The following is an 11,750-nucleotide window of genomic DNA, read 5'->3' on the forward strand; positions in this document are numbered from 1 at the left end:
TTCCAATCTATGAGTACCGATGCACTTGAGCGCAGTTTTCTACATCGTTTTTTGGCTTCAGTGACAACTGTGGCACTTTTATCTAGTCTTGCCAGTTGTGCTTCTCAACCAAGCCAGTCTAACAACTTAGCAGTAGCTTCATCCAATACTGGGGGAAATTCGGGAGAGGCGAAAACTCTCGTTTTACGAGTTGGGTTTATTAGTTCCGAAAGTAAATTACCTATTGGCCCAGAGGGTTGGGCATTGCACAAGGGAACCTTGACACCTGCGCTCAAAAGTCTGGGTGTGACTGAAGTGAAGTTTATTCCCTTTGTCGGTGGCCCAGCGTTGAACGAAGCTTTAGTTAGTGGTCAATTAGATATGGGTTTGTATGGAGATACACCAGCCTTAGTTGGTAAAGCAGCCGGTCTTCCCACGCGATTGATTAATCAGACGAGAGTTGGGCAGAATGCTTGGCTAATTACTAATAAAAACGGTGTACGCTCAGTTGCACAACTTAAAGGTACAAAGATCGGAGTTGCTAAAGGCACTTACCCTCATCGCTATCTGATGGGTTTGCTGGAAAAAGAGGGACTGACCAAGGATGTGAAGGTAGTACAGATTCCTTCGGCTGATGCTAAACCTGCATTAGAAAGAGGCCATATTTCGGCTTATCCATTTGCTATGGGAGCAGGGCCAACGTTAGTTTCTCAAGGATTTCCAGCGATTGATCAAGCGAAAGATCATCAAGGATTAGTGGGGACGGGGGTCAGTGTGGTGACGGAAAATTTCCTCTCTCAACACCCAGAACTACCGCAAAAGTGGAATCAAGCTAGAAAGGCGGCATTACAGGAAATCAAAGCTAATCCAGAGGAATTTTATCAGTTTGCGGCTCAAGCAAGTGGGAATGTGGCGTTGGCGATCGCTAAAGAATCCTATCCCCTAGACCTTTATCCTACTGAACCTTTTACACCAGAAGGATTGAAACTTTTAAATTCCACAAAGCAGTTTCTCTTAGATCAGAAATTGTTGAAGTCTGATTTTGAGATCAAAGATTGGCAAATTCCTCATCCCTAAAAGTTTCTGTCAGCGCTACTCTCGCATTTTTGGGGAAGTTTTACCCTTCCCCTTTTCTTACATAAGGAGTAAGTTCCATGAATATCCGTCAAGATGCTTCTCATCTAGATTTAGTTACCGATGTATTAATTATCGGTGGCGGCCCGGCTGGTACTTGGGCTGCTTGGAGTGCTGCAACTAGTGGGGCAAAAGTTGTTTTAGTAGACAAGGGTTACTGCGGTACAAGTGGGGCAGCTGCCGCTTCTGGGAACGGTGTGTGGTATGTTCCACCAGATCCAGAACAACGGGAAGCAGCAATGGCGAGTCGGGAAGCAATGGGAGGCTTTCTGGCAGATCGTCATTGGATGACTAGGGTGTTAGATCGCACCTACGACAACATTAACTCTTTGGCAGATGAGGGCTATCCTTTCAGTGTGGATGCTGACGGCAACGTGATCCGTCGTTCTTTGCAAGGGCCGGATTATATGCGGTTTATGCGGAGAAGAATTAAGCAAGCAGGTGTAAAAATTTTAGACCACAGTCCAGCTTTGGAGTTGTTGGTAGACATAGAAGGCTCTGTGGCTGGGGCTAAAGGGATTAATCGCCAATCTGGAGAACGTTGGACAGTCCGAGCCGGGGCGGTTGTGATTGCGACTGGTGGCTGTGCTTTCTTGAGTAAGGCGCTTGGTTGTAATGTCCTGACGGGAGATGGTTTATTGATGGCGGCTGAGGCGGGTGCTGATTTCTCTGGGATGGAATTTTCTAATGCTTATGCAATTTCTCCGGCTTTTTCTTCTGTAACTAAGACTCGTTATTATGATTGGGCTTCTTTCACCTATGAAGATGGCACGGTAATTGAGGGTGCAGGTTCTAAGCGCGGTCGTTCTGTAATTGCTAAAACATTACTGAATCAGCCAGTTTATGCACGTCTGGATCAAAATATGGATGGGCAAACAAAAGCTTGGATGCGAGCATCTCAGCCTAACTTCTTTGTGCCTTTTGATCGCGCTGGGATTGACCCCTTTACTCAACGATTCCCTGTAACTCTACGTTTGGAAGGAACTGTACGCGGTACTGGCGGAATTAAAATTGCAGATTATACCTGTGTTACCTCAGTAAATGGACTTTATGCGGCGGGAGATGCAGCTACTAGAGAATTAATCTGTGGTGGTTTCACAGGCGGAGGTAGTCACAATGCAGCCTGGGCAATGTCTTCTGGCTATTGGTCTGGACAATCTGCTGCTAACTATGTCTTGAGTTTGGGGAAACACGCCACTCAGCGCAGTGTACAGGGTGTGGGGGAAGCGGGATTACATGGTGAAGGTAATAGTAAATTTTCACCTGATGAAGCGATCGCCGCAACTCAAGCTGAAGTTTTCCCCTATGACCGCAACCTTTTCCGTACTGCTACAGGTTTAAGTGCATCTCTTGATAGACTCAATCACCTCTGGCAAGAAATCCGTCATAGCCATACACCAGATGATAGCCAAATTGTGCGATCGCGGGAAGCGGTAGCGATGGTTGCAACTGCGCGTTGGATGTACAACAGTGGTCTGCAACGTCAGGAAACTAGAGGTATGCACAAACGCGAAGATTTTCCCGAACAAGATCCTCATCAGCAGTATCGATTGTTGAGTGGTGGGTTGGATAAGATTTGGGTCAAGCCTGAGTCCGTAGTTGCCAAGCGGGAATTAGTAACTGTGTGATTTTATTGATGCACACTTTTGAGGTAGGAAGAAGTGAGGTAATAGCCTTATTTCTTCTTATTATCTATCTGTAGTTTTTGAACGCAGAGGAGTGAGGAGGTTAGCGCAGAGTAACGCAGAGTGTTTTTCAGGTCAATTTACTATAGTTGCGTTATCAAGTATTTGAGTCTAAATTTTAGTTTTTTTTGTTAGCAGTCAATACCATTGTGTTCAGGAAAAGTTTTTTAGCACTGTTATTGGTGATAGGAGTAGCGATCGCCTTCATCATTCCTCCTGCCTTTGCCGCTACTGTAAATCCCTGTCCCCCAGCAATGGTAATGATTTCTGGTGGGAAATTCACGATGGGGTCGGATAATTCCGGTTATATAGAGGAACTCTCGGCTCAAGAGGTAAGAGTTAATTCCTTTTGTATTGATAAATATGAGGTGACAAATTCCCAATTTGCAGCGTTTGTCAAAGCAACAGGCTATGTGACAGTTGCAGAGCGCTCTTTATCAAAGGAACAGTTTCCTGACTTACCAGATGAGCAGAGATTACCCGGTTCATTAGTGTTTGCAATAGCACAACCAGGAGCAAAACAACTAAGTTGGTGGCATTGGCAGGCTGGGGCGAATTGGCGACATCCATTTGGTAAAGAAAGTGGCATTACGTATCAAGATAACTATCCAGTCGTTCATATTGCCTATGAAGACGCTGTAGCTTACGCCCAATGGGCAGGAAAATCACTACCCACTGAAGCCCAGTGGGAATACGCCGCCCGTGGTGGGTTAAATAATGCAACCTACGCTTGGGGAAATCAGTACTCTGAAAAAAAAGCCAACACTTGGCAAGGAATATTTCCCTTTTTCAATACCCAAAAAGATGGTTATGCAGGTATTGCCCCCGTAGGTTCCTTTTTGCCTAACGGTTATGGAGTTTATGACATGACGGGTAATGTTTGGGAATTAACATCAGATTGGTTTATGCCAGGACACAACCATAAAACCCACAGTCTCAATCCCCAAGGCCCAGAACAAAGTTTTGACCCCAACAAACCTACAGAAACCGCCCTACATGTAATTAAAGGTGGCTCTTATTTGTGTGCGCCCAACTATTGCAGCCGCTTTCGTCCAGCAGCGCGAGAATCTCAAGCCCCGGATACGGGAACCACTCATATCGGATTTCGCTTAGTGAAGAACCTGACTAGAGAAAGGATGAAGAATGAAGTTTAAGTTTTTAGAAATTGTCAGGGCGATCGCTTTATCTTTGCTGATTGCTATATTAACGATCAATAGCCCTGCCCTAGCAGCTAAATCTGAGGTTTTACCCCTGCCTCTACCAGAGTTTAAGGGCAAAATCGGCCTCACCTACAAAGATTCACAACCAGACTTTCCCCAACCCATCACCGCCCCAGCCAACGCCCCCAATGTTTTGCTAGTCATACTAGATGATGTGGGCTTTGGACAAGCTAGTACCTTTGGCGGCCCGGTAGACACTCCAAATTTGACACGCCTAGCCGAAAGAGGATTGCGCTACAACCAATTTCACACCACAGCCCTGTGTTCGCCTACCAGGGCAGCTTTGTTAACTGGACGCAATCACCATTCAGTCAATACAGGGGTAGTTGAGGAATTAGCTACGGGTTATCCCGGCTACACCACGATTTTGCCTAAAAGTGCTGCCACCGTTGCCGAAGTGCTGCGACAAAATGGTTATAATACTGCTGCTTTCGGTAAATGGCACAATACACCAGACTTTGAAACCAGTGCTGCGGGGCCTTTTGATCGCTGGCCGACAGGGTTAGGATTTGAGTATTTTTACGGCTTCCTTGGTGGTGATACTAACCAATGGAGTCCCGCCTTGGTAGAAAACACTCAACGTGTAGACAAACCCAACAAGCCAAATTATCACCTGACTCCTGACTTAGTAGACCATGCGATCGCCTGGATTAGCAATCAACAATCCATAGCCCCAGAAAAACCCTTTTTCGCCTATCTCGCCACCGGCGCTACCCACGCACCCCACCACGCGCCTAAAGAGTGGATTGATAAATACAAAGGCAAATTTGACCAAGGCTGGGATAAATTACGCGAGGAAACCTTTGCCCGACAAAAACAATTGGGCGTAATTCCTGCTAATGCCCAACTCACCCCCCGCCCCCAAGAACTACCAGCCTGGGATTCCCTCTCCCCAGAACAGCAAAAACTCTATGCCCACATGGCCGAAGTATTTGCGGGATTTTTAGGTCATACAGATGATGAAGTAGGCAGGTTAATTAATGCCGTTGACCAACTAGGAGAACTGGATAACACCTTAGTCATTTACGTAGTGGGAGATAACGGTGCTAGTGCCGAAGGCGGATTAACAGGTAGTGTCAACGAACTGCAAGTTTTCAATGGTGTACCCGAAAATCTGCAACAACTGCTAGCTGCTTATGATGACTTGGGTAGCCCCAAAACATTCAACCATTTTCCGGCGGCTTGGGCATGGGCAGTTAACACCCCCTTCCAATGGACAAAGCAAATCGCCTCTCACTTTGGCGGGACTCGCAATCCCCTGGTAATTTCCTGGGGTGCAAATATCAAAGACCAAGGCGGCATTCGCAGCCAATTCCACCATGTAATTGATATTGCTCCTACCATCTTAGAAGTAGCGGGAATTACTGTCCCCAAAGAAGTGAACGGCGTTAAGCAACAACCAGTCGAAGGTACTAGCCTCGCTTATACCTTTGACAACCCTGATGCGACTTCCCGTAGAAAGACCCAGTATTTTGAGATGCTGGGCAACCGAGCCATTTATGATCAAGGTTGGATAGCAGCTGCGCGTCATGGTCGCTTACCTTGGGAACGAACCGCAAAAGGCAGCTTTGATACAGATGAGTGGGAACTGTACAACATTGCCGCAGATTTTAGCGAGGCGAATAATCTAGCCAAGGAAAACCCCGACAAGCTAGAAAAACTGCAAAAGTTGTTTTTAAAAGAAGCCAAAAAGCATAAAGTATTACCACTAGACGATCGCACTGCCGAAAGATTTGATGTGAAAATTCGCCCCAGCCTCACCAGAGGACGGACAACATTCACCTACTATCCTGGTACAGTCAGCATCCCAGAAGGTAGCGCCCCAAATCTGAAAAATCGCTCTTTCACTATTACAGCTAACGTAGAAATTCCCGAAAAAGAGGCAGAAGGTATCCTCTTAACTCAAGGCGGTCGCTTTGCCGGTTGGAGTTTTTTCCTTGAGGATGGTAAACCTACATACATCTACAACTATGCCAATACTGCCCGCTACACCATTCAATCACCAGAAAAATTACCTTCCGGTAAATCTACCATCCGATTCGACTTTGATTATGACGGTGGTGTAGGTGCAGGCGGCATCGGCAAATTATTCATTAACGATCAACAAGTAGCCGAAGGGCGAGTTGATAAAACTATTGCTTACCGTTTAGCCCTAGACGAAACCTTTGATGTTGGTAAAGATACAGGTACTCCCGTGGTTGACACTTATGAAGTACCCTTTGCCTTCACAGGTAACTTACAACAAGTCAGCCTGGAGTTGAAGTAGTACTGAGGACTGGAGACTGGGGATTGGGGATTGGGAAGAACCCGCATTTCTCACAAGCGGTAGGGGCGGGTTTACAGAAATGATTAATGATTAACAATGATCTTAATGAACCCGCCCCTACAATCTTTGGACAAAGAGAAAACCTCAGTTTAATAAGTCTGATGAGAAATCCGGGAAGAAGCTTTTGAGATGGATAAACGGAGTTCTAAGCCTCATTAATGAGTGTCAAAGCTTCATTGTTGACTCTCTGGATCTTAATGAAGTTCTAATACATCTGCTCCTCTACCCAGTCCCCAATCCCCAGTCCCCAATCCCCAATCCCTTATAAATCATGAATGAAATATTAGTAATAATCGATAAACTTGCACTATTCACATTTATTGTGTTCACCATGTTAGGTGCAGGTTTAGGTTTAACCATCAAACAAATCTGGGAACCACTCCGTAGCCCTAGACTAGTTATCTTGTCTTTGTTAGCAAATTTTGTCTTAGTGCCAAGTTTTATCTATTTGCTAGTACAAATAGTACCCCTAAGTGAAGCCCTCAAAGATGGTTTACTTGTCATGGCTGTAGCATCAGGCCCGCCTGCATTGCCTAAACTTGCCCAAATAGTTAAAGGTAACATAGCCTTTTCTGTAGGATTAATGATGTTGCTGATGCTTGGCACTATTTTTTATATGCCGATAGTACTACCTTTAGTCGTGCAAGGTGTGCAAATCAACTCTTGGGACATTGGCAAACCTTTGTTATTGATGATGATTAGTCCGTTAGTAATTGGACTATTCATCAAAGCTAAATTTTCTGCGATCGCTCCCATTATGCAACCAATTTTATTTAAATTATCTAATGCTGGACTCCTTTTAGGTTTAGTAGTCAGATTAATCATGCACACCAACGATATTATCGATTTATTAAAAACAGGTGTAATCTTTGTTTGTGCAGTATTTATTATCTTTTCCTTTAGCGTTGGTTATCTTTTAGGCGGGCCAGGTATTGACACTCAACGAGTGTTAGGAGTGGGAACAGCCCAACGTAATTTTGCTGCTGCATTATTAGTAGGTACAAGTAATTTTGAAGATCCCAGCGTGGTCAGCATCATTATGGTGACGAGTTTATTAATGATGGTGATAGTTCTCATTGCCGGGCCAAGATTTATAGAAATAGACAAACCACAAGATGCAGAGAGTCAGCAAGTAGAGGTGACAGGTTAACAATTCAAAATTCAAAATTCAAAAATTCCACTGAAAATTTGAGAGAACATGAAGCATCTTTGTGTCATTTTTGATTTAGATGGAACGTTAGTTGATAGTGAGCGACTTTGTAACCAAGCATTTATCGATTTGCTACCTTTTATCCATGAGTCGGTTGAAAGTCTGATTCTTAGATATCGTGGCAGAAAGTTAGCTTTAATTTTAGCTGACATAGAAAAGAGGTATGGCGAAAAACTGCCGATAGATTTTGAGGCAACATATCGTCACCGAGTAGATGAATTATTTGAATTTTATTTGCAACCAATACCAGGCGTGCCAGAGATGCTAAAAACCTTGGAATATCCTGTTTGTATAGCTTCAAGTGCGCCCATAGCCAAAATTCGCAAGGCTTTAAGTGTAACTGGTCTGTCACATTATTTTGGCAATCGCTTGTTTAGTTCTTATGAAGTAGGCTCGTGGAAACCCCATCCCGGTTTGTTTTTATATGCAGCAAGTAAAATGGGATTCTCGCTCGAATCTTGTGTTGTGATTGAAGATAGCGATGTTGGAATTCAAGCCGCACATTCAGCAGGAATCTATGCTTTGAAATATTGTCATGAGGAGGAAGTAGAGGCAGAAAACAATGTATTTTCTGATATGAAATATCTAGCAAAACGGCTTGATAAAATTTACTTAATGAAATGCGATCGCTCATCAATATTCAATAATATCTAATTATTGTTCTTATGGTAAAATGTTAAATTTGAAATAAAAATATGGGCAAAAATCAATTCAAGCTTGTAATTTTTGATTGTGATGGAGTCTTGGTTGATAGCGAACCAATTATTAATCGCATTTTTGCAGAAACGCTCACAGAAGCTGGTTTTCCTATCACATATACAGAAGTAACTCAAAAATTTATCGGCAAGTCCTTAAAAACCTGCTTAGAGATTATTGAGGAATCTTATAACAAACCATTGCCCAAAAACTTTCTCGAACTTTGTAAAGAACGAGAAATAGTTCCCTTGCAGCAAGAATTACAGCCAGTTTCAGGAATTATCGAAGTATTAGAGCAAATTACATTACCAAAATGTGTGGCATCAAATAGCAGCCATCGTCATATTCAATTGGTATTGAAATTAACAGGAATTCTGCATCAATTTGATGGCAAGATATACAGTGCTAATGATGTTTCCCGTCCCAAACCTTTTCCTGATGTGTATCTGTATGCAGCCAAGCAAATGAATACCAATCCCGAAGATTGTGCTGTGATTGAAGACTCTGTACCGGGTGTGCAAGCAGCATCCGCAGCAGGAATGACCGTTTTTGGCTATGCTGAACATGGCGATCGCACTGCGCTAGCTGAGGCTGGAGCCAAGATAGTTTTTCACGATATGCGGCAGCTATCTCAACTCCTTTAGCTATTAGACAACACAGAATGCAGTCTATTTTTGAGTCTCTGAATTTGATTTCTAGCTTTAAATAAATAACGACCATAAATCTGCGATCGCTTTTACCACCCAAATATTTTACAGGAGCGATGCCACCAAACATCGAATCAAGACGAGAAAATCAGCTATCAGCAAAACTTTCTTCTATCAAATGTCTCTAATTGATACTCTCCCGCTAACCTCAAGGTGTAGCGAGAGAAACTTGCCTTGTGTAAACAGAAGCAATTTTTATCGAGCAATCCAAAGTCTCACGGCTGGTAATTGTGAAGAAAACCACAGCGCACCTAAGATACTCAGACTACCACAAACAATCAAGGCATTAGTTGCACCAAAATTATCTGCCAAAGTTCCTGATAACAAATTCCCAAAGGGCATTGTACCTACCATTGCTAAAGCATAAAAACTCATTACCCGTCCGCGCTTATCCTCAGCAACTAGGGTTTGGATAATCATATTACTACTTGTAATCTGTAGGATGGCAAAGCAGCCGATAAACACCAATATGATGATGGATAGCTCAAGTTGACGCGATAGGGAGAAGGAAATTAAACTCATGCCAATCAAGACTTGAGCCGCTACAATCAAACGCTCTAAGCCTGCAATCCCTCGCCTGACACTTAGATATAAACAAGCAAGCAACGAACCAATCGGGGCGGAGGTGCTGAGGTAAGCCATTGTGGTTGCATCCCCATTTAAAATTTTCGCTGTAACGACTGGCATGAGTGCGACATGAGACATCCCGACTAAACCATGTAACGATAGCATTAATAAAATGGCTCTAATCGGTTGGAATTTAGAGACATATTCAAAGCCTTCCCGCAATTTCTGCAAAGTGTCGCTCATGCCTGTCAGGGTTTGCATAGGTCTGACTGGCAGCCGCATTGCTTGTAGAGTCAAGATGGCAGGAATGTAGCTGAGGGTATCGTAGAGAAAACAATATTTTACCCCTAACGTAGCGATTAAAATCCCGCCTATAGCAGGCCCTAATACTAGAGAGGAACTTAACATCACAGAATTTAGGGCGATCGCATTACTCCAATCTGCGTGATCGTCTACGGTTTCGGTGACTATTGTATGGCGCACGGGCATATCTAAGCCCTTGAGCAAACCATTCAAGGCACTTAGCACCAATAGGATAGGAAAGGTGATCCAATTAGTGAAGGTGAGAATTGTTAACGCCAAGGAAACGCTAATTCCCAATATCTGCACTATCATTAACAAGTCACGACGACTCCAGCGATCAGACAAGATGCCCGAAAAGGGAATTAGTAATAAGGTAGGTAAAAATTGTACAAATCCTGCCACTCCCAATAACCAAGCAGATTTTGTCAAATCGTATACCAACCAAGGAATCGTTAACTGCTGGGTCATAAATGTCCCAGACATTGATAGTAACTGTCCCCCAAAAAACAGCCGAAAATTACGCCAGCGTAAAGCAGGTAGATAACAGTACGTGATATTACTGATGCTTTTCCCTAAGTGTTGATGCCAAATTTTCATGAGGAAGCTTTAATATGCTGTACTAACAATTAGTTTAACTAAACAAATTATATGACAATAGCCTGATTTAGTGCCGCAGATATTTCTGATTGCATACTACGATAAATCTATCGAGATAGTGTATGATACTTTCAGTTATGCTCCCAGCATGGAAAAGTTGCGATCAGAAATATCGGCAAAATTCCCAAGGAAATAGGCGAGTGTGAACACCTCCTGACAGATCAAACTCTGGAGAATCTTTATGGGCTACAAACATATAGAAGTTAAACAGGTAGCTGGTTTTATCGGTGCGGAAATTGGCGGTGTAGACCTTTCAAGTCCGCTTTCTGATGATCAAGTCCAAGAAATTCGTAAAGCGCTATTAAAGTGGAAAGTTGTATTCTTTCGTGGTCAAAACATCGATCACGCTGCCCAGGTGGAGTTCACATCTCGTTTTGGCGAAGTGACTTTCGCCCATCCCTTGGGAGAACCTGAACCAGTTCCAGGATTTCCCCAAATCAAACCGGTAGATCGTAAGCTCTATGAGCGCCAGTATGGTTTTCGCACTGGCGGCCCTTGGCACACAGATGTAACGGCAGCAATTAACCCACCAGCCGCTTCAATTTTACGCGCTGTTAGTGTTCCCAGTTTCGGTGGTGATACCCAATGGAGTAACCTTGTTGCCGCTTATGAAGGACTCTCAGCACCTCTACGCGCCCTAGCAGATACTTTGAAAGCGGAACATCGCTTCAATGGAGGCGGTTATCAGCCCCGCAACGGCAAATTTAGCGATCGCATTGCTGTTAATCCCCTAGTCTCTATCCATCCAGTCGTCAGAGTTCATCCGGAGACTGGTGAACGAGCTTTATTCGTTAACCCTGGCTTTGTGTCGCACATTGTTGATGTGTCACCCCAAGAAAGCAAACTGTTGCTAGAGTTATTCTTCGACCAAGTCACCAAACCTGCCTATACCACCCGCTTCCGTTGGCAAAACGGTGATATCGCCTTCTGGGACAACCGGGCTACCGTGCATTTGGCTCCTCAAGATTTGGATCATTTGGATGTCGAACGTCTTCTCTATCGCACCACTATTACTGGTGATGTTCCTGTAGGGGTTGATGGTTCCCGTTCTGAAGTGGTTCATGGTGAGGTGTTCAGCGCTGAAGTACCTAGTGTCTTCAAACAACAAGCTGAGTCTCAGGAAGCACAACCAGCGCTGTCATCAAACTGAGTTCTGAGTCATGAGTGCTGAGTAAATTACAACTACTCGGTACTTGTTGACACAGACATAAACTCTTTTAGATATTTGTCAGTCGAAATTATTTAACTCCAAGAATTAAGCTGTCT

9 protein-coding genes are annotated in these 11,750 nt (G+C 43.8%); 8 read left to right on the top strand and 1 reads right to left on the bottom strand.

Annotated features, from left to right (window positions below):
* The first annotated feature begins 9 nt into the window (after nucleotides 1–9).
* The 7 genes from FD725_RS24365 (at nucleotide 10) to FD725_RS24395 (ending at nucleotide 8,894) form a co-directional block, all read left to right on the top strand.
* A complete protein-coding gene (locus FD725_RS24365) occupies nucleotides 10–1,056 on the top strand; it encodes an ABC transporter substrate-binding protein (protein ID WP_179050535.1) in 1,047 nt (348 codons plus the stop codon).
* 77 nt (nucleotides 1,057–1,133) lie between these two features.
* Nucleotides 1,134–2,741 carry an FAD-dependent oxidoreductase gene (locus FD725_RS24370; RefSeq protein WP_179050536.1) on the top strand — a complete coding sequence of 536 codons (1,608 nt, stop codon included), beginning with the start codon at nucleotides 1,134–1,136 and terminating at the stop codon, nucleotides 2,739–2,741.
* A gap of 206 nt (nucleotides 2,742–2,947) precedes the next feature.
* Complete coding sequence (locus FD725_RS24375) at nucleotides 2,948–3,952, top strand: formylglycine-generating enzyme family protein (RefSeq protein ID WP_256871733.1); 1,005 nt, start codon at nucleotides 2,948–2,950, stop codon at nucleotides 3,950–3,952.
* Nucleotides 3,942–6,284, top strand: a complete 2,343-nt coding sequence (locus FD725_RS24380; protein ID WP_179050537.1) for an arylsulfatase — start codon at nucleotides 3,942–3,944, stop codon at nucleotides 6,282–6,284. Before FD725_RS24375 ends, FD725_RS24380 begins: the two co-directional genes overlap by 11 nt.
* A gap of 331 nt (nucleotides 6,285–6,615) precedes the next feature.
* Nucleotides 6,616–7,494, top strand: coding sequence for a bile acid:sodium symporter family protein (locus tag FD725_RS24385; protein WP_179050538.1), 879 nt, complete (start codon nucleotides 6,616–6,618; stop codon nucleotides 7,492–7,494).
* A 48-nt stretch (nucleotides 7,495–7,542) separates the two neighbouring features.
* Nucleotides 7,543–8,208, top strand: a complete 666-nt coding sequence (locus FD725_RS24390; protein ID WP_179050539.1) for an HAD-IA family hydrolase — start codon at nucleotides 7,543–7,545, stop codon at nucleotides 8,206–8,208.
* 41 nt (nucleotides 8,209–8,249) lie between these two features.
* Nucleotides 8,250–8,894 (top strand): HAD family phosphatase, encoded by a 645-nt coding sequence (locus FD725_RS24395; protein ID WP_179050540.1) that lies wholly within the window; start codon nucleotides 8,250–8,252, stop codon nucleotides 8,892–8,894.
* A gap of 258 nt (nucleotides 8,895–9,152) precedes the next feature.
* On the opposite strand, the gene FD725_RS24400 is transcribed toward FD725_RS24395, so the two are convergent.
* Nucleotides 9,153–10,424: an MFS transporter gene (locus FD725_RS24400; RefSeq protein ID WP_179050541.1), complete on the bottom strand. Its 1,272-nt coding sequence runs from the start codon at nucleotides 10,422–10,424 to the stop codon at nucleotides 9,153–9,155.
* Nucleotides 10,425–10,665: 241 nt separating this feature from the next.
* Between FD725_RS24400 and FD725_RS24405 the strand changes: the two genes are divergently transcribed.
* Entirely contained in the window at nucleotides 10,666–11,634 is a 969-nt protein-coding gene (locus tag FD725_RS24405) for a TauD/TfdA family dioxygenase (RefSeq protein WP_179050542.1), read from the top strand.
* The last annotated feature ends 116 nt before the right edge of the window (nucleotides 11,635–11,750 follow it).

The organism is Nostoc sp. TCL26-01, assembly GCF_013393945.1.
In the GTDB taxonomy this organism is placed as follows: domain Bacteria; phylum Cyanobacteriota; class Cyanobacteriia; order Cyanobacteriales; family Nostocaceae; genus Trichormus.

What these genes read in the sequence shown, in the direction of transcription:
- FD725_RS24385 (WP_179050538.1), top strand. Translation starts at nt 6,616, where the DNA reads ATGAATGAAATATTAGTAATAATCGATAAACTTGCACTATTCACATTT.
- FD725_RS24400 (WP_179050541.1), bottom strand. Translation starts at nt 10,424, where the DNA reads ATGAAAATTTGGCATCAACACTTAGGGAAAAGCATCAGTAATATCACG.
- FD725_RS24390 (WP_179050539.1), top strand. Translation starts at nt 7,543, where the DNA reads ATGAAGCATCTTTGTGTCATTTTTGATTTAGATGGAACGTTAGTTGAT.
- FD725_RS24380 (WP_179050537.1), top strand. Translation starts at nt 3,942, where the DNA reads ATGAAGTTTAAGTTTTTAGAAATTGTCAGGGCGATCGCTTTATCTTTG.
- FD725_RS24365 (WP_179050535.1), top strand. Translation starts at nt 10, where the DNA reads ATGAGTACCGATGCACTTGAGCGCAGTTTTCTACATCGTTTTTTGGCT.
- FD725_RS24405 (WP_179050542.1), top strand. Translation starts at nt 10,666, where the DNA reads ATGGGCTACAAACATATAGAAGTTAAACAGGTAGCTGGTTTTATCGGT.
- FD725_RS24395 (WP_179050540.1), top strand. Translation starts at nt 8,250, where the DNA reads ATGGGCAAAAATCAATTCAAGCTTGTAATTTTTGATTGTGATGGAGTC.
- FD725_RS24370 (WP_179050536.1), top strand. Translation starts at nt 1,134, where the DNA reads ATGAATATCCGTCAAGATGCTTCTCATCTAGATTTAGTTACCGATGTA.